The organism is Streptomyces sp. NPDC043738 (assembly GCF_056436545.1).
Genome location: NZ_JBWKCJ010000005.1, coordinates 80,272 through 103,673 on the forward strand (window position 1 = coordinate 80,272; position 23,402 = coordinate 103,673).

General features: G+C 71.9%; 20 protein-coding genes. 6 read left to right on the top strand and 14 right to left on the bottom strand.

Annotated features, from left to right (window positions below; all coding sequences use genetic code 11):
• Positions 1–39: 39 nt before the first annotated feature.
• The 5 genes from trmD to AC0680_RS09525 all read right to left on the bottom strand — a co-directional run bounded on the left by trmD (position 40) and on the right by AC0680_RS09525 (position 2,923).
• Complete coding sequence (gene trmD / locus AC0680_RS09505; RefSeq protein WP_478626319.1) at positions 40–849, bottom strand: tRNA (guanosine(37)-N1)-methyltransferase TrmD; 810 nt, start codon at positions 847–849, stop codon at positions 40–42.
• On the bottom strand, positions 849–1,394 hold the full coding sequence (gene rimM / locus AC0680_RS09510; protein WP_478626321.1) for a ribosome maturation factor RimM: 546 nt from the start codon (positions 1,392–1,394) through the stop codon (positions 849–851). Before rimM ends, trmD begins: the two co-directional genes overlap by 1 nt.
• 100 nt (positions 1,395–1,494) lie before the next feature.
• Positions 1,495–1,734, bottom strand: a complete 240-nt coding sequence (locus AC0680_RS09515) for an RNA-binding protein (protein ID WP_003980229.1) — start codon at positions 1,732–1,734, stop codon at positions 1,495–1,497.
• A 2-nt stretch (positions 1,735–1,736) separates the two neighbouring features.
• On the bottom strand, positions 1,737–2,177 hold the full coding sequence (gene rpsP / locus AC0680_RS09520) for a 30S ribosomal protein S16 (protein ID WP_384433631.1): 441 nt from the start codon (positions 2,175–2,177) through the stop codon (positions 1,737–1,739).
• A gap of 155 nt (positions 2,178–2,332) precedes the next feature.
• Entirely contained in the window at positions 2,333–2,923 is a 591-nt protein-coding gene (locus tag AC0680_RS09525) for a hypothetical protein (RefSeq protein ID WP_384433634.1), read from the bottom strand.
• A 544-nt stretch (positions 2,924–3,467) separates the two neighbouring features.
• On the opposite strand from AC0680_RS09525, the gene AC0680_RS09530 reads away from it, so the two are divergent.
• A complete protein-coding gene (locus AC0680_RS09530; RefSeq protein WP_478626324.1) occupies positions 3,468–4,322 on the top strand; it encodes a methyltransferase domain-containing protein in 855 nt (284 codons plus the stop codon).
• Positions 4,323–4,401: 79 nt separating this feature from the next.
• On the opposite strand, the gene ffh is transcribed toward AC0680_RS09530, so the two are convergent.
• The 5 genes from ffh to nsdA form a co-directional block, all read right to left on the bottom strand.
• Positions 4,402–5,952 carry a signal recognition particle protein gene (ffh, locus tag AC0680_RS09535; protein ID WP_478626326.1) on the bottom strand — a complete coding sequence of 517 codons (1,551 nt, stop codon included), beginning with the start codon at positions 5,950–5,952 and terminating at the stop codon, positions 4,402–4,404.
• A 149-nt stretch (positions 5,953–6,101) separates the two neighbouring features.
• Positions 6,102–8,591: a [protein-PII] uridylyltransferase gene (locus AC0680_RS09540; protein ID WP_478626327.1), complete on the bottom strand. Its 2,490-nt coding sequence runs from the start codon at positions 8,589–8,591 to the stop codon at positions 6,102–6,104.
• A 347-nt stretch (positions 8,592–8,938) separates the two neighbouring features.
• Entirely contained in the window at positions 8,939–9,277 is a 339-nt protein-coding gene (locus AC0680_RS09545) for a P-II family nitrogen regulator (protein WP_384433646.1), read from the bottom strand.
• A complete protein-coding gene (locus tag AC0680_RS09550) occupies positions 9,274–10,614 on the bottom strand; it encodes an ammonium transporter (protein ID WP_478626329.1) in 1,341 nt (446 codons plus the stop codon). Before AC0680_RS09550 ends, AC0680_RS09545 begins: the two co-directional genes overlap by 4 nt.
• A 398-nt stretch (positions 10,615–11,012) precedes the next feature.
• Entirely contained in the window at positions 11,013–12,488 is a 1,476-nt protein-coding gene (gene nsdA, locus AC0680_RS09555) for a transcriptional repressor NsdA (protein ID WP_478626704.1), read from the bottom strand.
• Positions 12,489–12,966: 478 nt separating this feature from the next.
• On the opposite strand from nsdA, the gene AC0680_RS09560 reads away from it, so the two are divergent.
• A complete protein-coding gene (locus tag AC0680_RS09560) occupies positions 12,967–13,635 on the top strand; it encodes a bifunctional DNA primase/polymerase (protein WP_478626331.1) in 669 nt (222 codons plus the stop codon).
• Positions 13,636–13,697: 62 nt separating this feature from the next.
• Here the strand turns inward: AC0680_RS09560 and AC0680_RS09565 are convergent, their stop codons facing one another.
• Positions 13,698–14,588, bottom strand: a complete 891-nt coding sequence (locus AC0680_RS09565) for an alpha/beta fold hydrolase (RefSeq protein WP_478626333.1) — start codon at positions 14,586–14,588, stop codon at positions 13,698–13,700.
• A gap of 105 nt (positions 14,589–14,693) precedes the next feature.
• A complete protein-coding gene (ftsY, locus tag AC0680_RS09570; protein WP_478626335.1) occupies positions 14,694–15,923 on the bottom strand; it encodes a signal recognition particle-docking protein FtsY in 1,230 nt (409 codons plus the stop codon).
• A 144-nt stretch (positions 15,924–16,067) separates the two neighbouring features.
• Here ftsY and AC0680_RS09575 point away from each other — a divergent pair, with 144 nt between their 5' ends.
• The 3 genes from AC0680_RS09575 to AC0680_RS09585 all read left to right on the top strand — a co-directional run bounded on the left by AC0680_RS09575 (position 16,068) and on the right by AC0680_RS09585 (position 20,171).
• Complete coding sequence (locus AC0680_RS09575; RefSeq protein WP_478626337.1) at positions 16,068–17,300, top strand: NAD(P)/FAD-dependent oxidoreductase; 1,233 nt, start codon at positions 16,068–16,070, stop codon at positions 17,298–17,300.
• A gap of 235 nt (positions 17,301–17,535) precedes the next feature.
• On the top strand, positions 17,536–19,023 hold the full coding sequence (locus AC0680_RS09580) for a purine-cytosine permease family protein (RefSeq protein WP_478626339.1): 1,488 nt from the start codon (positions 17,536–17,538) through the stop codon (positions 19,021–19,023).
• 119 nt (positions 19,024–19,142) lie between these two features.
• A complete protein-coding gene (locus tag AC0680_RS09585; RefSeq protein WP_478626340.1) occupies positions 19,143–20,171 on the top strand; it encodes an LLM class flavin-dependent oxidoreductase in 1,029 nt (342 codons plus the stop codon).
• Here the strand turns inward: AC0680_RS09585 and AC0680_RS09590 are convergent.
• Entirely contained in the window at positions 20,156–20,518 is a 363-nt protein-coding gene (locus tag AC0680_RS09590; RefSeq protein ID WP_478626341.1) for a cupin domain-containing protein, read from the bottom strand. The genes AC0680_RS09585 and AC0680_RS09590 overlap by 16 nt on opposite strands.
• A gap of 71 nt (positions 20,519–20,589) precedes the next feature.
• Between AC0680_RS09590 and AC0680_RS09595 the strand changes: the two genes are divergently transcribed.
• The gene (locus AC0680_RS09595) at positions 20,590–21,708 is read left to right on the top strand and encodes a GlxA family transcriptional regulator (RefSeq protein WP_478626343.1); all 1,119 of its coding nucleotides are present in this window, start codon (positions 20,590–20,592) and stop codon (positions 21,706–21,708) included.
• Between the two features lie 20 nt (positions 21,709–21,728).
• Here the strand turns inward: AC0680_RS09595 and AC0680_RS09600 are convergent, their stop codons facing one another.
• Positions 21,729–23,147, bottom strand: a complete 1,419-nt coding sequence (locus AC0680_RS09600) for a sugar porter family MFS transporter (protein WP_478626345.1) — start codon at positions 23,145–23,147, stop codon at positions 21,729–21,731.
• Positions 23,148–23,402: the final 255 nt, after the last annotated feature.

Genomic DNA, 23,402 nt, shown 5'->3' on the forward strand with positions numbered 1-23,402 from the left:
CTGTGGCAGGGGCGCGCGCCGGACGCACACAGCAGCGGCCTATTCTTCCACGGCCTCGCTCGTACGCCCAAATCGGCCGTCCTCACCCGCCGACCAGCCCAGAGCGGCGAGGATCGCGCGGTCGTGCTTGTCGAACGCGGCGGGGTCGGCGCGCTCGATCAGATCGGGACGGTTTTTGTCGGTGCGGCGGAAGGCCTCGTCGCGGCGCCAGCGGGCGATCTTGCCGTGGTGGCCGCTGAGCAGCACCTCGGGGATGGTGCGGCCGCGCCACTCGGGAGGCTTGGTGTAGACGGGGCCCTCCAGGAGGTCGGCCATCGCACCGGGGGCGAAGGAGTCGTCCTGGTGGGAGGCGGCGTTGCCGAGGACGCCGGGCAGCAGCCGGGCGATGGCCTCGACCATGACCAGTACCGGGGCTTCACCACCGGCGAGTACGTAGTCGCCGATGGAGACCTCGCGCACGTCGAGGCGGTCGCCGTACTCCTCGATGACGCGGCGGTCGATGCCCTCGTAGCGGGCCGGGGTGAACACCAGCCAGGGCTTGGCGGAGAGTTCGACGGCGAGCTGCTGGGTGAACGGCTCGCCGCTGGGGGTGGGGACGACGATGACCGGCGCGCCCTCGCCGGAGGCCAGGACCGTATCGAGCGCCTCGCCCCACGGCTCGGGCTTCATGACCATGCCGGGGCCGCCGCCGTAGGGGGTGTCGTCGACGGTGTTGTGCTTGTCGTGCGCCCATGCGCGCAGGTCGTGGATGCGCACATCGAGCTGTCCACGGGCCCGGGCCTTGCCGACGAGGGAGACGTTCAGCGGCTCGAGGTACTCGGGGAAGATCGTGACGACGTCGAGCCGCATCAGCTGTCCTCGCGGCTGGAGGCGATCTCCGCCTGGCTGTCGTCGAGCAGGCCGGGCGGCGGGTCGATCACCGCGCGCTGCGCCTCTAGGTCGATCTCGGGGACGATCTCGGCGACGAAGGGGACCATGACCTCACTGCCGTCGGGGCGCCCGACGATCAGCAGGTCCTGGTAGGGCAGGTGGGAGATCTCGGAGATCCGGCCGACGACCGTGCCGTCGCGGGTGACGACGTCGAGGTCGATCAGCTGGTGGTCGTAGAACTCCTCGGGGTCCTCGGGGACCTCCTCGGGGTCGACCTCCGCGATCAGCAGCGTGTTGCGCAGCGCCTCGGCGGCGGTGCGGTCCGCGACGCCCTCGAAGCGCAGCAGCAGCCGGCCGCTGTGCACCCGGCCGGTCGCGATGGTCAGCGGCCCGACGGAGGACGGGTCGGTGGCGAGGACGGCGCCCGGAGCGAGCCGCAGTTCGGGCTCGTCGGTACGCACCTCGACGGTGACCTCGCCCTTGATGCCGTGGGCGCGGCCGATCCGTGCCACTACCAACTGCACGCTTGTCTCTCCCTTACGTGTGCCTACGGCAGGAGCCCGTAGACGACTGCGGGCCGGGGAGGCCCGAAGCCCTCCCCGGCCCGAGCCGGTGTTCAACTTGTCAGCGGACCTGGTCCACGTCGACGAGGTCGACGCGGATGCCCCGGCCGCCGATGGCGCCCACGACGGTCCGCAGGGCGCGGGCGGTACGGCCGTTGCGGCCGATCACCTTGCCGAGGTCGTCGGGGTGGACCCGGACCTCGAGCACGCGCCCGCGACGCAGGGTGCGCGAGGCTACCTGCACGTCGTCGGGGTTGTCGACGATGCCCTTGACGAGGTGCTCGAGGGCTTCCTCGAGCATGCTCAGGCCTCGGTCGACTCGGAGGTGGACTCGGCCGCAGCCTCGTCCGCCTTCTTGTCAGCCTTCTTCGCCTTCGGGGTGATGGCCTCACCCTTCGGCTCGTCACCGGAAGCCTTGGCGGCGGCCTCGAAGAGGGCGCGCTTGTCGGCCTTCGGCTCGGCGACCTTCATCGGCGCCGGGGCGGGCAGGCCCTTGAACTTCTGCCAGTCGCCGGTGACCTTGAGGATGGCCAGAACGGGCTCGGTCGGCTGCGCGCCGACGCTCAGCCAGTACTGGGCACGCTCGGAGTCGACCTCGATGCGGGAGGGGTTCTGCACCGGGTGGTACAGACCGATCTCCTCGATGGCCCGGCCGTCACGGCGGGTGCGGGAGTCGGCGACGACGATGCGGTAGTGAGGCGAACGGATCTTGCCCAGACGCTTCAGCTTGATCTTGACTGCCACGGGAGTGGTGTCTCCTGGTCTTGACGTGGTGGGGCACAACGAGATGCCACGTGGGGTTGCGGTACTCGGGTGCCCGATGGACGCGTCAGCCGGAGGAGAGAGGGGTCCTGTGCGACTGTCGAGTACAGCTAGCCATTGTGCCACACGCCCCCGGGTCAGCCGACCGCGGCCACCTCGGGGATCCGGAAGGGCTTGCCGCAGCCGCCGCAGACGATCGGCGCCTGGGCCAGCACGGACGGCACGACTCGGACGTTGCGCCCGCAGTCGCAGACGGCCTTGACGCGTACGCCGCCTCCGGAGGAGCCGTGCCGGGCGGCCGGGCCCCGGAAGCTGCGGGCGGTGTCCGTCGCGGTCGCGGCCGTGTGCGCCTTGAGGGCTCTGGAGAGCCGTTCGATGGTGGGGCGGTAGCGCCTCCTGGCTTCGGGGTTGAGGGTGACCAGCGAGAAGCCACTGCTGGGGTGCGGCTCGTCGGCATGGTCCAGGCCCAGCTCCTCGGCGATCGCCAGGAATCGGCGGTTGTGGTAGCGGCCAGCCCGGGAGGTGTCGCGGACGCCGCGGGCGGCGGCGATGCCGTGGACGGCCTCATGGAGCAGCCGTTCGAAGGAGAGCTCGGCGCCACAGGCGGACGAGGACTCTCCGATCAGGGACTCGGGCGCGGCCAGGTCCGGCAGCTCGGGGTGGTGCCGTTGAATATCGGCCCAGGCGAGCGCCAGCTCGGCGGCGAGAACAGGCGGTGTCGTGCTCACGTCGTGACAACGAGCCGGGATCGCCGAGTGTTCCGATTCCGGGCCATCCCAAATAATTTGCACGTACCAGTCAGTTTCCGGTCATGGGCCGTGGGGAGGGCCGGGTGCGTCGATCTGCGCAGAAGGCGCCCACCAGCCCGCAAGCCGGTACGTACCACCATGTACGCCGCATGGCGTAGCGGGTCGTCTGCCGCCTCGACGATCACCGCGGCGATGGTACGGGGGGAACCTGTGCCCGTCGGCACCGGGCCGTATCCCACCGTAGGGCCGCCGGGCGGTGCACGGGCGGGGAAGTCGGGGGGCGCGCGGAGCATCCAGGTGGCGGGCGTTGCCGTGGCGGATCCGCCGGGTCCGGGGCACGCTGGAACGGCGCTCCGGGGTGCGGGCCCGGCGCATACAGGGGCGCGCGGGAGACAATCCCGGCGCACACCCTGGACGCCCGGACGGATGCGCAGTTGTCTGGATTGCGGGGGCGCACGACGCGCGAACACGGGGGCGATCGGTACGGAACAGCTTCGGTTCTCGGCGAATAGGGGCGCTATCGATGTCACCCACGCTCGTACGGCACCAGCTTCCGAACTCCGGGTCCATGCGCGGCGACGACCCGCCCTCGCCGGCCGGGGCGCCGACGCGCACCCGTGACTGGGCCGAGATCCAGGAGCGGATGCTCGTGCCGCTCTACGAAGCCGCGTACGACCGTCTGGGGGTCGGTCCCGGCACCCGTCTGCTGGGGCTCGGCTGTGGCTCCGGTCTTGCGCTGCTGCTCGCGGCGGGACGGGGGGCGCAGGTCAGCGGCGTGGATGCGGACGAGTCCCGGCTGGAGCTGGCGCGCGAGCGGCTCACGGCGGACGGCACGCCGGAGCACACCCGGGTGGTCAGCGGCGGGCTTGAGGCGGCGGCGTCCGGGAACGCCGCCTTCAATGTGGTCACCGCCTTCCATCCGGTGGGCTGCGTGAGCTCCGTCGAGGGGCTGACGGCGTCGCTGACCGCGGCGGCCGGGCTGGCGGAGCGCGGCAGCGCGGTGGTGCTGGGCGGCTGGGGCCCGGTGGAGCGCTGTGCGACGGCGGGGGTGCTGCGGGTGGCGCAGCGGCTGGCCGATCCGCTGCGTACGGCGGGCGGCTGGCGCCCGAGCGGACGGGACGACCTGGAGGAGCTGGCGGAGCGGGCCGGGCTGCGGCCCGACGGTTCGGGGCGGGTGGCCTGCCCGTTCGGGTACGCGGACCTGTCCAGCGCGGTGCGCGGGCTGCTGTCCACGGGGCTGTTCGACGCGGCGCTCGAGGTGACCGAGCAGCGCCAGGTGGAGAAGGAGCTGGCGGAGGCGCTGCATCCGTATCAGCGGGAGGACGGGGCGGTCTGGATGCCGAACGTGTTCCGGTATCTGATCGCGCGGACCCGGTAGCGCGCGGAGCCGCGGAATGCGCGAGCCCCCGGCCGCACGGTGGTGGCCAGGGGCTCGGGAGCCGTGATGAGGGGCCGGCTCAGCCCATGAACTTCTTGAATTCCTCGGGCAGTTCGAAGTTCTGCGGGTCCTGGCCGCCCTGCGGCAGGCCCAGGGGGTTGCCGGACTGGGCGGCCTCGCGGCGGGCGGCCGCGGCCTGCTCCTCGGCCTTGCGCTTCATCGGGTTGCCGCTCTTGCGCTTGCCCTTGGCCTGCTTGACCTGCTTCTTCTTCCTAGCGGCGCCACCGCCCATGCCCGGCATGCCCGGCATCCCGGGCATGCCGCCGCCCTGAGCCATCTTCGACATCATCTTGCGCGCCTCGAAGAACCGCTCGACGAGGTTCTTGACCGTGCTGACGTCGACACCGGAACCCCTGGCGATACGGGCCCGGCGCGAGCCGTTGATGATCGTCGGCTCCTGGCGCTCGGCCGGGGTCATCGACTTGATGATGGCGGCGGTGCGGTCGACCTCGCGCTCGTCGAGGTTGTTGATCTGGTCCTTCATCTGGCCCATGCCGGGGAGCATGCCGAGCAGCTTGGAGATGGAGCCCATCTTGCGGACCTGCTCCATCTGGGCCAGGAAGTCGTCGAGGGTGAACTCCTTGGGGCCCTTCGCCAGCTTGGCCGCCATCTTCTCGGCCTCGGCCTGGCTGAAGGTCTGCTCGGCCTTCTCGATCAGGCTGAGCATGTCGCCCATGCCGAGGATGCGGGACGCCATGCGGTCCGGGTGGAACGCGTCGAAGTCGTCCAGCTTCTCGCCGTTGGAGGCGAACATGATCTGCTTGCCGGTGACGTGCGCGATGGAGAGCGCGGCACCACCGCGGGCGTCGCCGTCGAGCTTGGAGAGCACCACGCCGTCGAAGCCGACGCCGTCGCGGAAGGCCTCGGCGGTGTTGACCGCGTCCTGGCCGATCATCGCGTCGACGATGAAGAGGATCTCGTCGGGGCTGACCGCGTCCCGGATGTCCGCGGCCTGCTGCATCATCTCGGCGTCGATGCCGAGGCGGCCGGCGGTGTCGACGATGACGACGTCGTACTGCTTGGTCCGCGCGTGCTCGATCGAGTCCTTGGCCACCTGGACGGGGTCGCCGACGCCGTTGCCCGGCTGGGGGCCGTAGAAGGCGACGCCCGCGCGCTCGGAGACGACCTGGAGCTGGTTGACGGCGTTGGGGCGCTGGAGGTCGCAGGCGACCAGCAGCGGGGCGTGGCCCTGCCCCTTGAGCCAGCGGCCGAGCTTTCCGGCCAGGGTGGTCTTACCGGCACCCTGGAGACCCGCGAGCATGATCACGGTCGGCGGCTGCTTGGCGAAGCGCAGCCGGCGGGTCTCGCCGCCGAGGATGCCGATGAGCTCCTCGTTGACGATCTTGATGACCTGCTGGGCGGGGTTCAGCGCCTGGGAGACCTCGGAGCCGGTGGCCCGCTCCTTGACCTGCTTGATGAAGGCCCGGACGACGGGGAGGGCGACATCGGCCTCGAGCAGCGCGATGCGGATCTCGCGCGCCGTGGCGTCGATGTCCGCCTCGCTCAGGCGGCCCTTGCCCCGGAGGTTTTTGAAAGTACTCGCCAAGCGGTCGGAAAGCGTATCGAACACGGCGGTCGTCGATCCTCGGGGTCGGGGGCGGGGTCCAGTCGGGTTCTAGGGTATCCGGCCTGGCAAGCGAACCGTTCCGGACCGGTTTCCCGCGGCGCCGGCGCACCGGGCCGCTCCCTCGCCCGTAGGGCCGACGCCCGTCCGTACGGCTACTGGAGCGCGGCCTCCACGGCCGCCGCGACCTTCCGGGCCTCGCCCTCCGCGAGCGGCGCCCCGTCCGTCCCCGTGACGTAGAACGCGTCCACCGCGTTCGCCCCCAGGGTGCTGATGTGCGCGCTGCGGACGGCGACGCCGGCGGTCTCCAGGGCGCGGCCGATGCGGTGCAGCAGGCCGTGTGCGTCCTGGGCGCGGACCTCGATGACGGTCGCGGTGCGGGAGCTGCCGGTGGCGACGGTGACCCGGGGCGGCGGGGCGAGCACGGCGCGCGAGCGGCGGGCGTAGGCGCGTTCGCGCTCGGCGAGGCGGGCGGGGATGTCGAGGGAGCCGTCCAGGGCGCGGACGAGGTCGGCGCGGAGTCGGTCGGCCTCCGGCAGCGACCCGTATTCGGCCGCCACCCGCCAGCTCAGCAGCAGGACCGGGCCCTGGCCGATGGGGTCGAGGAAGAGCAGGTCGGCGGCGCGCACGGTGAGTCGGTGCAGGGCCAGTACGCCGGCCGCGGCGGGCAGTACCCCCGGCTGGTCCGGTACCGCCATCAGCAGTTCGACGCCGACCGGCTCCTGTGCGGGTGCCTCGTCCGCGGCCCCGGTGGGTGTCTCGGCGCGGGTGCGCAGGGTCAGGACGGCGCCGCCGGTGCGTCCGGCCTCTATGGCCAGCCGCTCCTGCTCCGCGGTCGGCTCGTCCGCGCCGCGTACCTCCGGCTCGGGCTCCCCCGCGAGCCGGGCGGCGACCCTCTTGACCAGGTCGGCGACGAGTCCGCCGCGCCAGGCGCTCCAGGCGGCGGGGCCGGTGGCCAGCGCGTCGGCCTCGGTCAGGGCGTGCAGCAGTTCGAGGGTCTGGGTGCCGCCGACCGCGTCGGCGACCGCCCCGACGGTCTCCGGATCGTCCAGGTCGCGCCGGGTGGCGGTCTCGACGAGCAGCAGATGGTGCCGTACGAGGGTGGCGATCACCGAGGTGTCGCGGGCGTCGAAGCCGAGCCGGCCGGCCACGTCGTGGGCGATGGTCTCGCCGGCCACCGAGTGGTCGCCGGGCCAGCCCTTGCCGATGTCGTGCAGCAGCGCGGCGACCAGCAGCAGGTCGGGGCGGTGCACCCGGCGGGTCAGCGCGGAGGCCCGTACGGCGGTCTCGACCAGATGGCGGTCCACGGTCCAGGTGTGGACGGGGTTGCGCTGCGGGCGGCAGCGGACCCGCTCCCAGTCCGGCAGCAGCCGGGTGATGATGCCCTCGGCCTCCAGGGCCTCCCATACGGGCACGGTGGGGGTGCCGGCCCCCAGGAGGGTGACCAGTTGCTCGCGGGCCTCGGCGGGCCACGGTACGGGCAGCGGGTGGGCGGCGGTCGCCGTGGCGCAGCGGCGGATGGCGTGGGTGGCCAGCGGCAGCCCGGCCTGGGCGGCCGCGGCGGCGGCGCGCAGCACCAGCACCGGGTCCCGCTCGGGGCGGGCGGTGCGGGCCAGCACCGCTTCGCCGTCGAGCTCGACCACGCCCTCGGCGAGCGGCGTGCGCTCCCCCTTGCCGGCGCCGCGGCCCGGCAGCAGGCCGCGCAGCACGGGTTTGACGGAGCGGGCGCGCAGCACCCGGCCGACCTCGCGCCAGGTCACGTCGGCCGCGTAGGAGATGGTGCGGGCCGATTCGTAGGTCTGCCGCAGCAGGGCGTCGGAGTCCAGCATGCCGAGTGCTTCGGCGACCTGGTCGTGCTCCTGGAGGGAGAGCCGGTCGGTGGCCCGCCCGGTGGTCAGGTGCAGCGCGTCGCGGGTGTCGAGCAGGCGGGTGCGGGCGGCTTCCAGGCCGCCGCGCGGGGCGTCGGCGAGCCAGGAGGCGGCCACGGCCCGGAGCGCGGTGGCGTCCCGCAGTCCGCCCCTGGCCTCCTTGAGGTCCGGTTCGAGGAGGTACTGCAGTTCGCCCTGCCGCTCGGCGCGCTCCTGGCACAGGGCGTGCAGTTCCGGCAGCCGCTTGGGGGCGCTCTCGCGCCAGTCGGCGTACGCCGCGGTGCGCAGTCCGGCGCTCAGTTCCGGGTCGCCGGCCAGGTGGCGGGCGTCGAGCAGGCCCAGCTGCACCTTGAGGTCCTCGCGGGCCGCCTTGCGGGCCTCGGCGGGGGTGCGTACGGAGTGGTCGAGGGCGAGACCGAGGTCCCAGACGGGGTACCAGAGGTGGTCGGCGAGCGCGGCGAGGGCGCCGGGGTCGGCGCGGCCGTCGTGCAGCAGGAGCAGGTCCAGGTCACTGCGCGGGGAGAGTTCGCCGCGCCCGTAGCCGCCGACGGCGACCAGGGCGGTACCGGAGAGGCCGGCGGCGGTGGTGTGCCGGGTCAGTAGGCCGGCGAGCCATTCGTCGGTCAGCCGGGCGAGGGCGGCGCGGCGCTCGGGGCCGGTGGGCTCCTTGGCCTGGAGGAGGCGCAGTCTGGCCGCGGGGTAGCCGCCTTCGGGGGCGGGCCCGCTCCCTGTGGGCGCTCCGGCCGGTCCTGCCGTTTCCTCGACGCTCTCCGTCAACTCCCGCGCTCCTTGGTCGTGTTGTCCCCTGCGGTCAGTGGTGGCCCCTGAGTCCCTCCGGCGAGTCCTCCGGTGAGTCCCTCCGGGGCTGGAGCTGCCTCGCGGCGTCTCCGCGCTTGCCTTGCGGCTTGCCTTGCGACGCCTCCTTGTATTCCGGCAACGATTACGGAGAGTAATTAGTTCCGGGCGGTCTGCTACCGCCCGTCGTCGTGCGGCCTGCCCGTCACGCATGGCCAGTCTGGTCCGGTACCCGGCCGCGCGGCCATCCGCCGCACGGGCGTCGCCGGTCCGGCTCCGGCCCCGGCGGCGGATGCCACCGCGGGGGCCGGAGCCGGGCCGTGAGCCGGTTACAGGGCGTCCGGCCCTCGTTCACCGGTGCGCACCCGCACCGCGTCGTCGACGGGGACGGTCCACACCTTCCCGTCGCCGATCTTGCCGGTGCGGGCCGCCTTGACGACGATGTCCACCAGTTCCTCGGCGTCCGCGTCCTCGACCAGCACCTCGATGCGGATCTTCGGTACCAGGTCGACGGTGTACTCGGCGCCGCGGTACACCTCCGTGTGCCCGCGCTGTCTGCCGTAGCCGCTGGCCTCGGTGACGGTCAGGCCGTGCACACCGAAGGCGTGCAGGGCGTTCTTCACCTCGTCCAGCCGGTGCGGCTTGATTACTGCCGTGATGAGCTTCACGCGTCCACCTTCTTGTTCAGTGCCTGGCCCAGTGCGGGTCCGGTGCGGGGCGCGGAGCCACCGCCGGCGCCGGCGAAGTCGTACGCCGTCTCGGCGTGCTCGGCCTGGTCGACGCCGGCGATCTCCTCGTCCTCGCCGACCCGGAAGCCCATCACCAGGTCGATGACCTTGGCAAGGACGTAGGAGACGACCAGGGAGTACAGCAGCACGCAGACCACACCGATCGTCTGCTTGCCCAGCTGCTCGAAGCCGCCGCCGTAGAACAGGCCCTTTGCCTTGCTCTGCACACCGCCGGTGGCGAACAGGCCGATCAGCAGCGATCCGGCGATACCGCCGACCAGGTGGACACCGATCACGTCGAGGGAGTCGTCGTAGCCGAGCTTGTACTTGAGGTTGACGGCCATGGCGCACAGCACACCGGCGATCACGCCGATGGCGATGGCGCCCAGCGGGCTGACCGAGCCGCACGCCGGGGTGATCGCGACGAGTCCGGCGACCGCGCCGGAGGCCGCGCCGAGGGTGGTGAACGAGCCGTGCCGGAGCTTTTCGTACGCCAGCCAGCCGAGCATCGCGGCGGCGGTGGCGACCTGGGTGTTGACGAAGGCGACCGCGCCGATGCCGTCGTCGTTGCCGAGCCAGGAGCCGGCGTTGAAGCCGAACCAGCCGAACCACAGCAGACCGGCGCCGAGCATCACCAGGGGGAGGCTGTGCGGCCGCATCGGGTCCTTCTTGAAGCCGATGCGCTTGCCGACGACCAGGATCGCGCCGAGCGCCGCGGCACCGGCGTTGATGTGCACGGCCGTGCCGCCCGCGAAGTCGATGACGCCCAGGTCGAACAGCCAGCCGCCCTCGGCCCACACCCAGTGGGCGACGGGGAAGTAGACGATGGTGACCCACAGGGCGATGAACAGGGCCCAGGCGGTGAACTTGACCCGGTCCGCGAGGGCACCGCTGATCAGGGCGGGCGTGATGATCGCGAACATCAGCTGGAACACCGCGAAGACGTAGACCGGGATGGTGCTCGCGCCCCACAGCTCGGTCAGTCCGATGCCGCTCAGGCCTGCGAAGTTGCCGTCCCAGCCGATGAGGCTGCCCTTGTCGGTGCCGAAGGCGAGTCCGAAGCCGTACAGGACCCAAAGGATGGTGACGATGCCCAGGCTGATGAAGCTCATCATCAGCATGTTGAGCACGCTCTTGACCCGGACCATGCCTCCGTAGAAGAAGGCGAGTCCGGGGGTCATGACCATCACCAGTGCGGAGCAGATCAGCATGAAGCCGGTGTTCGCCGGGCTGAGCGTCACCTTGTCTGCTGCAAGCGTCAGGATGCCTGGGGGCATCGGCGTCTCCTCGTCGTCGATGCGGCCCGTGCGGGCGTGTTTCTGGTGGGCCGACTTCGCGATGAGGTTGTCGCAGGGTGGTTTCGGCCAAACCTTGCGGGTGTTTCACCACCGTGACGAAGGCGGCGTCTGTGTTACGCCCCGATGAACTCCGCGATCAGCGCCGGTAAGTCCCGATTCACCCGTTCACCCGCAGAATTGCTCACCCGGGCCCTCCCCTTCCCCACCCGAGCCATCAATTGAGCCACCCCTACGGCGACCGGCCACCTACGCGAGAGCGGCACCGGCTCAGGCGCAAAAGGAGGACCGGCCGCGGACGCCGCCCGCATGACTGGCAGGGGGGAGCCGAGTCGGGCTGTACGGGGCGGCGGCCGCGGCCGGAGGGGTGGGGGATGCCGTCAGCCGACGGCCTCCGCGGTTTCCGGGAGCTGGCGGGCGAGCTCGTCGGTGAGCTGGATGACCTCGGCGACGCCGCCGAATTCCCGGGCGGCGGTGTCCACGGTCTTGCGCAGCCGGGTGTTGACCCGCTCCGAGCGGACCTGCCTGGCGAACGGGATGGCCCGCTGCGCCATCTCCGCGCAGGCCTCCGGCTCCTTCTGCAGCAGCCGGACGGTGGCCATGCCGATCAGGTTGAGTGCGTACGAACGCTGGTGCTCGGCGTCCTTGCCGAACAGTTCGACGGCCCGTTCCATGACGGGCTCGGCGAGCGAGGCGTAGGTGGGGCTGCGGCCGGCCACATAGGCCAGATCGCGGTAGGAGTGGGCGTTCTCGGCGTTCAGCTCGGCTTCGGAGAAGAAGCGGATCCAGTCCGGCTCGGGCTCGCCGGGCGCGACGTCGCAGAAGGTGTCCTCGGCCATCCGGACGGCCCGCTTGACCTTGCTGGGCTGGCCCATTCCGGCGTAGGCGCGGGCCTCCATCGCATACAACATCGCCTGGGTGCGGGGGGTCGCCGTCTCCCTGCTGCCGTACTGGGCGAGATGGATCAGCTCCAGCGCGTCGTCGGGCCGGCCGAGGTGGATCATCTGCCGGCTCATGCTGGAGAGGATGTACGAGCCCAGGGGGCGGTCGCCGGCTTCCTTGGAGGCGTGCAGCGCCAGCACGAAGTACTTCTGCGCGGTCGGCTGGAGCCCGATGTCGTAGCTCATCCAGCCGGCCAGCTCGGCGAGCTCGGCGGCGACCTTGAAGAGCCGCTTGGCGACCGGTGCCGGCTGCGGTTCCTGGAGGAGGTCGGTGACCTCGTGGAGCTGGCCGACGACCGCCTTGCGTCGCAGCCCGCCGCCGCACTGCGCGTCCCATTGGCGGAACATCGCGGTGGTCGACTCCAGGAGGTCCAGCTCAGGCTTGGACAGCCGCGCGGGCCGCCTGGCCCGGTCGGGCTCCTCCGGGCCGGTCTGGCTCGCGGGGACGGGCACCAGCCAGCGCTGCATCGGCTCGATGAGGCTGGGGCCGGCGGCGAGCGCCAGGGAGGTGCCGAGGAAGCCGCGGCGCGCCAGCATCAGGTCGCTGCGGGAGAACTCGCTGATGAGGCCGACCGTTTGGGCGCCGGCCCACGGCAGGTCCACGCCGGAGACGGACGGGGACTGGTGCGCGGAGCGCAGCCCCAGATCCTCGACGCCGACGACGCAGCCGAAGCGTTCGGAGAACAGCTCGGACAGGATCCGGGGGATGGGTTCGCGCGGCTGCTCGCCGTCGAGCCAGCGGCGCACCCGCGAGGTGTCGGTGCTGATGTGATGGGCGCCCATCTGGCGCGCCCGGCGGTTGACCTGTCGCGCCAGCTCGCCCTTGGACCAGCCGCTGCGCATGAACCACGAACCCAACTGCGCGTTGGGCTGTTTGACGGCGTCGGTGCCGCCCGTGCCGCCGTTGCCGCCCACTGGAAGCCCCTCCCGATAGCTGCCTTGGTGCCTGGTGCTCACTGCGAACCACCCGCAGGCCGCCGCCCGTTGCGACGCCTGTCCGGGGTACATCTACCCGATCACGGATTCCGGCCACACCTTTTGGCCTGCGCTCTACCAGTGAGTTGCCACCGGCATACCCGTGCGAATGATGCCTCTCGGGGGTTCGTGCACTGAAAGTAATCCTACGATCACGCCCCCCGCGAGGGCGATTGGGGAAACGCCACCATTCGCCACCCCTTCGAATGAACTCCCCGCCCGGCTCTCACGATTGACTTGACACAGGTCGCGTACGGCCGGGCGGAACGAAGCACGCAAGGGCTCGCGGCTCACCCCGCACCACCCGGCGCGCCACGTCGCGCCACCGCCACTTCGGGCCTCGACGGAGCGTGCACGGCGCCCCGACGTCAACCCGCCGACTCGTAACCACTGGCACGCACCACCCGTTGGAGGAGGCATGGGCTTCACGATCGGCGGCATCCGGGAGATTCGTTCCGCCTCCCGGCGCCGCGTCCGCTCGACCGAGATCACGGCGGTGGCGGAGTACACCGGGCTGTGGGGCTGGGACGTCGCCCCCGGTGCCCGTGCGGTCCGCGCCGGAGGCGGCCGTACGGACTGTTCGTGCGGCGACGCCGGGTGCCCCTCCCCCGGCGCCCATCCGCTGGCCCTGGGCGAGGAGTTGGCGGCGGGCGCCACTCTGGAGAAGGCCGCCGCGGCGTGGGCGGAGACGCCGGGCGCCGCCATCCTCCTTCCGGTGGGCCGCTCGTTCGACATCCTCGACGTGCCGGAGGTCGCGGGCCGGGTCACGCTGGCGCGCCTGGAGCGGATGGGCCTGCCGCTCGGCCCGGTGGCCGCGACCCCGACGGGCCGTGCGCTGTTCTTCGTCGCGCCGGGCGCGGCCGTCGCACTGCCCGATCTGCTCTACCGGATGGGCTGGGACGACGCGGCCCTCGACCTGCGCCCGCTGGGCCCCGGCGACCACATCACCGCTCCCCCGTCCGACCACGGCGGGCAGGGCCCGATGCGCTGGCTGCGCCCGCCGGCCCTGGACACCGCCGACCGTCCGCCGCAGGCGCGACTGCTCCTGGGCACGCTGGCGTACGTCTGCGCCCGTCTGTGCGCGTGAGCCGGCGCTGCTCCCGCGCACCGCGGGGGGAGCAACGGGATGTCGCGGGCCCCGGCGGCGCCTCAGCGCCCGCCGGGCACCGCCGTGCGCCGGGTGCGGTCGAGGAGCGTACGCAGGACGGCCTCGGCGTGGGTCCACAGCACCGCGCCCCCGATGCCCGGCACGAGGTGCCGGACGGCTCCGGGGATGCGCAGCGCGAGCCCGGCTCCCTGGTCCGGTGAGTGGCCGGTGTCCTCGGCGCCGTACCACAGGTCCACCGGGATCGTGATCGCGTCGTAGGCGATGTCCCACCGGCCCATGGCCAGCACGGTGTCCCGGGCGTACCCCTGCGGGCCGGGCGCGAAGGCCTCCCGCAGCGCCTCCTGGTAGGCGGCGGCGAAGGCGGGCTCCTCGTAGATCGCGCGATCGCAGTCCGGGCTGCCGGCCCGCACCATGTTCCACATGTCCTGGGGGGTGAACTTCGCCAGCAGCCGCTCCGCGGCGTCCGGGTCGTGTACCGCGAGGCGGACGAGCCGGGCCAGTTCGTCCGGGAGCCGGCCGGCGAACCGCGGGTCGGCGACCTCGTCCGCCCCGGAGACCACCGCCAGCGCGCCGATGACGTCGTGTGCGGCGCAGGCCAGGGCGAACGGCGCGCCCTGCGAGTTGCCGACCATGGCGGGCCGGTGCAGGCCGCGGCGGGCGGCGAATTCCCGGATGTCGGCGGCGAAGCCGGCGAAGGTGCGGCGGGGGTGGGGTGAGGAGGCGCCCAGGCCGGGCCGGTCCAGGCCGATCAGCCGGACCCCGAGTGCCTCGACGGCCTCGGCGCCGAATCCCAGCCGCCGGCTGGTGGCCGCGCCCGGTGAGAGCAGCACCGGTGTGCCGTCCACCGGGCCCCACTCCGCGAAGCCCAGCAGCCGTCCGTCGGGGAGTCGTTCCGTGCCGGTGCGCGCCGGGGCGGCGGTGCGTGACGTCATGATCCAAGAGTGCCGCACGGCCCGGAGACGGCATCGGCCTTCGTACCCGACAGGTGCGGGTACGAAGGCCGATGGCAGCCGGGGCGCGGCGTCCCCAAGGCGGGTTCAGTCGATAAGGGCGTCAACGAACGCCTTCGGCTCGAACGGCGCCAGGTCGTCCGCGCCCTCGCCCAGCCCGACGAGCTTGACCGGGACTCCCAGTTCACGCTGGACGGCGACGATGATGCCGCCCTTGGCGGTGCCGTCGAGCTTGGTGAGCACCACGCCGGTGATGTCCACGACCTCGGCGAACACCCGCGCCTGCACCAGGCCGTTCTGGCCGGTGGTGGCGTCCAGGACGAGGAGTACCTCGCCGACCGGGCCGTGCTTCTCGACGACCCGCTTGACCTTGCCGAGCTCGTCCATCAGGCCGGTCTTGGTGTGCAGCCGGCCGGCGGTGTCGATCAGGACGACGTCGGCGGACTCGGCGATGCCTTCCTTGACGGCGTCGAAGGCGATGGAGGCCGGGTCGCCGCCCTCGGGCCCGCGGACCGTGCGGGCGCCGACCCGCTCGCCCCAGGTCTGCAGCTGGTCGGCGGCCGCGGCGCGGAAGGTGTCGGCGGCGCCGAGGACGACGGACTTGCCGTCGGCGACCAGGACGCGGGCGAGCTTGCCGGTGGTGGTGGTCTTGCCGGTGCCGTTGACGCCGACGACCATGACGACGCCGGGGATCTCGTCGCCGCCGTTGCCGATGCCGTTGGCGGTGTGCACGGTGCGGTCGAAGTCCGGACCGATCAGGGTGAGCAGCTCCTCACGGAGCAGTTCGCGCAGGTCCTCGGGGGTGCGGGTGCCGAGGACCTTGACCCGCTCGCGCAGCCGGTCGACCAGCTCCTGGGTGGGGGTGACGCCGACGTCGGCGGTGAGCAGGGTGTCCTCGATCTCCTCCCAGGTCTCCTCGTCGAGGTGCTCGCGGGACAGCAGGGTCAGCAGGCCCTTGCCCAGGGTGTTCTGGGAGCGGGAGAGCCGGGCCCGCAGTCGGACCAGCCGCCCGGCGGTGGGCTCGGGCACCTCGATCGCGGGCGCGACGGGCGCCTCGGGCTCGGCGGCCGGCGCCTCGGCCTCGGGGGCCTCGGCGGTGGGCAGGGTGACTTCTTCGATGGTGCGACGGTCTTCGTCGCGGGGGGTCTCGGCCTCCTCGCCGACGTGCGGTTCGGCGGGGGGCGCGGTGACGGAGGGCTTGGGGGCAGCCGGCGGGGGCGGCGGCAGCTGCTTCTTCTTGCGGCCGCTGACGACGAGCCCGCTGATCGCGCCGAGCACGACCACGGCGATGACTACGGCAAGGATGACGAATTCCATAACCCTTCCAGTATCAGTCACGCCTCGCCGAGGGGGACCGCACGCGCCGAACCTGGATCCTCGACATCCGGATTGAATCTGGATGTGTAGCATCCTGATTCACTCCCCGGGACCGTCCCGCGGAGCACTGGGAGGGGAATCCGGATGTTTGATGTCCTGGTTTTGGGCGGCGGTTTCGCCGGGCTGTGGAGCGCCGCCGCGGCGACCAGGCTGCTGCGCGCGCACGCCCCCGAGCCCGCGGCGCGATCCGTGGCGCTGCTCGCCCCGGACCCGGATCTGGTGCTGCGGCCGCGCCTCTACCAGGCCGATCCGGCCCGGATGCGGGTGCCGCTGGACCGGGTGCTGGGTCCGGTCGGGGTGCGCCGGATCGCCGCCCGGGCCGTCGCGGTCGACACCGACCGGCGCCGGGTCACCGCCGCCGCGGCCGACGGCGGCCGCACCGAGGTGGCCTACCGTCGCCTCGTCCTGGCCACCGGGAGCGCACTGGTCCGGCCCGAGCTGCCCGGCGCCGAGCTGCTGCACGACATCGACACCCTCCCGGCGGCCGTACGGCTGGCGGAGCATCTGCGGGCGCTGCCCGAGGCGCCGGACGGACCGGGCCGCTGGACCGCGGTGGTGGCCGGCGCCGGCTTCACCGGGCTGGAGCTCGCCACCGAGCTCGTCGGCCGGCTGCGCGCCCTGGCGGCGCCGCACGGCGCGGCGCACGAGGTGCGGGTGGTGCTGGTCGAGCGCGCCGCGGTGGTCGGCGAGCAACTGGGCGCCGCGGCCCGGCCGGTGATCACCCGGGCGCTGGACGAGCTGGGCGTCGAGCGCCGCCTCGGCACCACGGTCACCGGTCTGGACGAGCGCTCGGTGCGCCTGTCGGACGGCAGCACCCTGCCGGCCCGTACGGCGGTGTGGACCGCGGGCATGCGGGCGAGCGCGCTGACCGCACAGATCCCCGCGCCCCGGGACGCCCTGGGGCGGCTCGCCGTGGACAGCGCCCTGCGGGTGCGCGGCGTCCCGGGGGTCTACGCGGCCGGGGACACCGCGGCGGCCACCGACCAGGGCGGCCATCCGCTGCCGCAGAGCTGCCAGCACGCCACCCCGCTGGGCAAGGTGGCCGGCCACAACGCCGCGGCCGAGCTGCTCGGCCTGCCGCCGGCGGACTTCGCCCCCGACCCGTACGCGACCTGCCTGGATCTCGGCGAGGCCGGCGCGGTGGCCACCAGCGGCTGGGACCGGACGCTGCGCGAGGGGCCCGAGGGCTTCGCCAAGGACCTCAAGCGCGCCATCAACGAGTCATGGATCTCACCGCCGGTCGACGACGCTCGGGAGCTGCTGCGGCGGGCCGACCATCGGGTCAGCCAGCGGCGGGCCGTCCCGGTTTCCGGCTGATCAAACCTGGTCAAAGGGGTCGGACTGGACCCTTTGACGAGCATGGGTCACACTCGTCCTCGTCAAGGGGTCCAACAGTGCACAGTGGCAGAAGTTGGATCAAAGTACGATGGTGGACGGCCGCGCAACGCGCGTAGAGTCCTGGCAATCGAATTCTGGCCGGGCATCACAGCCGCTGCCTGCACCTCCTGCTTCGGGGGTGCCCCCAGATCCCCGCACGGAGATACCTGCACCCATGGACACCAGCACCACGTCCGCGTCCACTCCCGAGACCGAGGGCGCCGTCGAGACCCGAGGCATCGAGCCCGTTCCCGACCACGAGCGCCGGGGCCGGGTCCGCGAGCTCTTCCCCACCTGGGTCGCCGCCAACATCAGCGTGCTGTTGCTCACCATGGGCGCCTCCCTGGTGATCAACAACGGGCTGAACTTCTGGCAGGTCCTGATCGTGGCCGCCATCGCCTCCGCCGTCTCCTTCGGCATGGTCGGCCTGCTGTCGGTCTCCGGCAAGTGGGGCGGCGCCCCGGGCGCGATGCTCTCCCGTGCCGCCTTCGGCGTGCGGGGCAACTACTTCCCGGGCGCGATCCTGTGGGTCGCCCGCTTCGGCTGGGAGACGATCAACGCGGTCACCGGCGCGTACGCCATCCTGACCGTGCTGAACCTGGTGTTCGGCATCAAGCCGAACAACGTCCTGATCGTCGTCACGCTGCTCGGCTTCGTCGCCTGCACCTTCCTGGTGAGCGGTCTGGGCCGCAAGGCGCTGAACCTGTGCAACAAGTACTCGACGTACCTGTTCAGCGCGATCAGCGTGGTCGTCCTGGTCCACCTGATCGTCAAGATGCCGTGGAGCGACATCCTCTCCAAGTCGCCGGGCAGCGCCACCCTGATGATCGCGGGCATCGGCACCATCGCCGCCGGCGGCATCAGCTGGGTCCCCACCGGCCCGGACTTCGCGCGCTACCTGCCGCACTCCGCCTCCGGCAAGAAGATCGTCGGCACCACCATCTCCGGCGCGGCCCTGGTGCTGATCCCGATGGTGATCATGGGTGGCGTGATGGCCGTCGGCAACCCGTCGCTGGCCAACCAGAACACCGACCCGATGTCGTTCCTCGGCCAGGTCCTGCCGACCTGGATCGCGATTCCGTACCTGATCACCGCGCTGATCGGCATGATGCTGATCAACAGCCTGTCGATGTACTCCGCGGGCTTCACCGCCCAGACCATGGGCGTGAAGCTGCCGCGCGCCATGGCGGTCAGCATCAACGCGCTCATCAGCCTGGTCGGCGGCCTGTTCATGATGCTGGTGGCCAAGGACTTCATCGGCCAGTTCATCGCCTTCCTGACGCTGCTCGCGGTCTCCTTCTCCGCCTGGATCGGCGTCTACGGCATCGACATGGCGCGGCGCCGCAAGCTGGCCGTGCGCTATGACGCCGAGAGCCTGATGAACACCGGCCGCACCAGCCGCTACTGGTACGTCGGCGGCTTCTGCTGGCAGGCCATGACCGCCTGGTCGGTCGCGCTCGTCGCGGGCCTGTGCTTCACCAAGGTCCAGTGGTTCACCGGCCCGCTGGCCACCACCTGGATCGGCGAGAACGGCCTGGGCTGGGCGGCCACGATCGCCATCGCCGCGCTGGTCTTCGCCGTACTGCCGGCGCCCAGGGAGACCGTGCCGCCGGCCGCCGACGCACAGCGCTCCGAGGCCCGGCAGCCGGTCGAGGTGGGCTGACAGCCGCCGCCACCGGGCCCCCGGCCGACGCGGCGGCCGGATCACACCCCTAGTGAACTGACGCCACGTCAGCTAACGTCCCCTTCGCCAACCGTTCTTGGCGAAGGGGACGTTTTGCCATGTCCGCTGGTGTGCCCGTCACGGTCGTCCGCTTCAACCTCGTCGACCCCTCCCCCGCACCCGCCGCGCTCTCGGCCCGCTACCGCGCCGCCGTCGAGATGGCCGCCTTCGCAGACGACCGCGGTCTGACGATGGTCCAGACCGAGGAGCACCACGCCACCACCAACGGCTGGATGCCCTCGCCGCTCACCTTCGCGGGCGCCGTCTTCGGCGCCACCCGCCGCATCGGCGTGACCGTCTCCGCGCTGATCACCCCGCTGCACGACCCGCTGCGACTGGCCGAGGACCTCGCCTCGCTCGACCTGCTCAGCGGCGGCCGGCTGACCACCGTCGCCGGCCTCGGCTACCGGCCCGAGGAGTACGCGGCGCACGGCAAGGACTGGCGGCGCCGGGGCGCGCTCCAGGACGAGGTGCTGACGACGCTGCTGTCCGCCTGGACCGGCGAACCGTTCACCTATCAGGGGCGTACGGTCCGGGTGACCCCGCGCCCGTACACCCGCCCGCACCCGACGCTGCTGATCGGCGGCAGCTCCAGGGCCGCGGCCCGGCGCGCCGCCCGCCTGGGACTCCCGCTCTTCCCCAGCGCCCACCTCCCCGAGCTGGCGGCCTACTACCACGAGCAGCGCGCGGCCTTCGGCACCGACGGCTGGGTGCTGCAGCCGCCGGAGGTGACCTCGCTGCTGCACCTGTCCGAGGACCCGGACCGCACATGGGCCGAGTACGGCGACCATCTGCTGCACGAGGCGCGGACGTACGCCTCCTGGCAGTCGGCCGGCACCCGCTCCGCGGTGCGCTCGACCGCCTCGAACGCCGAAGCGCTGCGCCAGGAGGGCGTCTACCGCGTCCTCACCCCTGACGAGTGCCTGAAACTGGCCCAGGAGACGGGCGCCCAGGGCTCGTTGATCCTGCACCCGCTGTGCGGCGGGATGCCCGTCGACGAGGGCTGGCGCTCACTGCACCTGTTCGCCGAGCAGGTGCTGCCCCGCCTCGGGCGAGGCGGGGCGGGCACGGCTCAGCCCTCGGGGTAGAAGACGAAGATCGTGCAGCCGGTCTCCGAGCGCGGAATGTGCCAGGAGCCCGCGGGCGCGTGGAGGAACGACCCCGCCTCATGGTCGCCGAAGCCGTCGTTGAACGTGCCCGAGACGACGAAGACCTCCTCCGGTCCCGGCTCGTGCACATCGATCCGCTCCCAGGCGGCCCCCGGATCGATCTCCAGTACCTGGGCCCTGGCCCCGTCCTCCCCCGTCCACAGGGGACGGATCCGGACCCCCGGGAACAGCTCCTCCACCGGTGCGTCGGCCACCGCCGACCACACGTAACCGGCCATCTCCCGGCCGCTGATCGCCTCTTCGTGCCGCGTGCTGTGCTGTGTCATGCCGTCAGCCTCGCGCGCCGGGACCCCGGTCCCCCAGTGTCAGAAAAGACGTCCTCGGGTACTTTTCTGCCATGCCCCATGATCGCCCCGCCGATGCTCCCGAGGACGACGGCAGCGGCACGGCGCCGCACCGTGTGGTGGTCCTGGTCCATGCGCCCCAGGGCCCCTTCGAACTCGGCTGTGCCGCCGAGGTCTTCGGCACCCGCCGCGCCGGCCTGCCCGTCCACTACGACTTCACGGTGTGCACCGAGGTACCCGGTCCGGTGCGGACGACGGCCGGCTACGACATGCTCGTCACCGAGGGGCTCGGCGCGCTGGAGACGGCCGACACGGTCGTCATCCCGGGCTGGATACCCCAGGACGAGCCGCTCACGCCCGCCGTGCACGCGGCCCTGCTCGGCGCGCGGCGCAACGGGGCCCGTCTGGTCACCATCTGCTCCGGCGTCTTCGCCCTGGCCCAGACCGGTCTGCTCGACGGCCGCCGGGCGACCACGCACTGGGCCCGCGCGGCCGAGCTGGCGGCCCGTTTCCCCCGGGTGCAGGTCGACCCGGGGGTGCTCTACATCGACCACGGCGATGTGGCCACCAGTGCCGGAGCCGCGGCCGGCGTCGACCTGTGTCTGCATCTCGTACGCAGCGACCACGGCGCCGCCCATGCCGCACGGATCGCCCGGCACATGGTCATGCCGCCGCACCGCGAGGGCGGCCAGGCCCAGTACGCGGCCCCCTCCCCGGGCGACCGGATCGATCCGGCGCTCGCCATGGACCGGTCGCTGGCCCCGCTGCTGGAGTGGGTGGCCGGCCGGCTGCCCGAGCCGCTCTCGGTCGAGGACATGGCCGGCCGGCTGCGGGTCTCCTCGCGCACCCTGGCCCGCCGGTTCACCGAGCAGCTGGGTACCAGCCCCGGGCAGTGGCTGCTGGGCCGCCGGATCAACGCGGCCCGCACCCTGCTGGAGGAGACCGATCTGCCCGTCGAGGCGATCGCCGTGCGGGTCGGGCTGTCCTCGGCGACCAACCTCCGCCGCCGCTTCCAGCAGGCCCTGCACACCACGCCGGCGGCGTACCGCAGGGCGTTCCGTACGGCCGGGGCCGACCCCGGCCAGGGCCGCGGTCCCGGTCCCGGTCCCGGTCCCGGTACAAAGACTGCTGCCCCGGGTCGCCTTGGGACCCGGGGCAGCAGCCAGTACTGAGGAGAAGGACTGGCGGGGGGTTAGCCCATCTCCTCCAACGCCTTGCCCTTCGTCTCCTTCACGAACTTGAGCACGAAGGGGATCGAGAGCAGGGCGAAGAATGTGTAGATCACGTACGTACCCGAGAGGTTCCAGTCGGCCAGGCTCGGGAAGCTGGCGGTGATGGCCCAGTTGGCGATCCACTGCGCGGAGGCGGCGACGCCCAGCGCGGCGGCGCGGATCTTGTTCGGGAACATCTCGCCGAGGAAGACCCAGACCACGACGCCCCAGGAGAGCGCGAAGAAGAGCACAAAGACGTGGGCGGCGATCAGGGCCACGGTGCCTTCGGCGGCCGGCAGCGTACCGGCGGCGGTCTTGGCGGAGAAGGCCCAGGCCTCCAGCGCGAGCGCGATCGCCATACCGGCCGAGCCGATCAGTGCCAGCGGGCGGCGGCCGATCTTGTCGACGAAGATCATCGCGATGACGGTGCCGATGATGTTGATGATCGACGTGGTGAAGCTGTAGAAGAACGAGCTCTCGGGGTTGATGCCGACGGACTGCCACAGCGTCGAGGAGTAGTAGAACGCGACGTTGATGCCGACCAGCTGCTGGAAGACCGAGAGGCCGATGCCGACCCAGACGATCGGCAGGAAGCCCATCTTGCCGCCGAGCAGGTCCTTGAACGTGGACTTGTGCTCGCTGCGCATCGCCTGGTCGATCTCGGCGACCCGGGTGTCGAGGTTGACCGTGTGGCCCTCGACCTCGGCCAGCACCTCCTTGGCGCGCTCGAGCTTGCCGACGGAGATCAGGTAGCGCGGCGACTCGGGGATCGCGAAGGAGAGCAGACCGTAGAGGACCGCCGGGACGACCATCACGCCGAGCATCCACTGCCAGGCCTCGAGGCCGGCGAGCGTGCCGCGCTGCTTGCCGTCGGCGAGGTTGAGGATGCCCCAGTTGACGAGCTGGGAGACGGCGATGCCGATGACGATCGCGGCCTGCTGGAACGAGCCGAGCCGGCCGCGGTAGGCGGACGGCGAGACCTCGGCGATGTAGGCCGGGCCGATGACCGAGGCCATACCGATCGCGAAGCCGCCGATGATCCGCCAGAAGGCGAGGTCCCAGAGGGAGAAGGGCAGGGCCGAACCGACGGCGCTGATGGTGAACAGCACCGAGGCGATCTGCATCACACGGATGCGGCCTATCCGGTCCGCGATCCGGCCGGCGGTGGCGGCGCCGATGGCGCAGCCGATCAGCGCGACGGCGATCACCTGGGCGAGTACTGCGGACCCGACGTCGTAGCGGCTGCGGATCGCCTCGACGGCGCCGTTGATGACGGAACTGTCGTAGCCGAAGAGAAAGCCGCCCATCGCGGCAGCCGCGGTGATGAAGATGACATGGCCGAGGTGCTCGGGGTGGGCCTTACGGCCTTCCGGGACCGTCGGCTGCGCGGTGCTGGTCAACGTGAACTCCAGTGGCCCGGCTGCGCTGCCGGGCGTAGGGGGCTGGCCCTTCTAGTGGTGCATAGGTTGGGGGTACCCACCACTTGAAGGTAAAAGCAACGTTGCAGAGACTATGCCTTCAAGTTTCGAAGTCAATACCGCGTAATGATTTTGTTTCTCCGTTAGCCGAGACGGCATTCGTTCAAGTTGTGAACTGATGGGGCGTCGGACACTCCGCGCGATCAACGACGGGGATAAAAGCGGGCATATCGCAGA

Bases quoted from the DNA above. Each gene is read 5' to 3' on its own strand.
- trmD (WP_478626319.1), bottom strand. From the start codon at position 849: ATGCGGCTCGACGTCGTCACGATCTTCCCCGAGTACCTCGAGCCGCTG.
- AC0680_RS09515 (WP_003980229.1), bottom strand. From the start codon at position 1,734: ATGCTCGAGGAAGCCCTCGAGCACCTCGTCAAGGGCATCGTCGACAAC.
- AC0680_RS09530 (WP_478626324.1), top strand. From the start codon at position 3,468: ATGTCACCCACGCTCGTACGGCACCAGCTTCCGAACTCCGGGTCCATG.
- AC0680_RS09550 (WP_478626329.1), bottom strand. From the start codon at position 10,614: ATGCCCCCAGGCATCCTGACGCTTGCAGCAGACAAGGTGACGCTCAGC.
- AC0680_RS09560 (WP_478626331.1), top strand. From the start codon at position 12,967: ATGGGCTTCACGATCGGCGGCATCCGGGAGATTCGTTCCGCCTCCCGG.
- AC0680_RS09565 (WP_478626333.1), bottom strand. From the start codon at position 14,588: ATGACGTCACGCACCGCCGCCCCGGCGCGCACCGGCACGGAACGACTC.
- ftsY (WP_478626335.1), bottom strand. From the start codon at position 15,923: ATGGAATTCGTCATCCTTGCCGTAGTCATCGCCGTGGTCGTGCTCGGC.
- AC0680_RS09575 (WP_478626337.1), top strand. From the start codon at position 16,068: ATGTTTGATGTCCTGGTTTTGGGCGGCGGTTTCGCCGGGCTGTGGAGC.
- AC0680_RS09580 (WP_478626339.1), top strand. From the start codon at position 17,536: ATGGACACCAGCACCACGTCCGCGTCCACTCCCGAGACCGAGGGCGCC.
- AC0680_RS09585 (WP_478626340.1), top strand. From the start codon at position 19,143: ATGTCCGCTGGTGTGCCCGTCACGGTCGTCCGCTTCAACCTCGTCGAC.
- AC0680_RS09590 (WP_478626341.1), bottom strand. From the start codon at position 20,518: ATGACACAGCACAGCACGCGGCACGAAGAGGCGATCAGCGGCCGGGAG.
- AC0680_RS09595 (WP_478626343.1), top strand. From the start codon at position 20,590: ATGCCCCATGATCGCCCCGCCGATGCTCCCGAGGACGACGGCAGCGGC.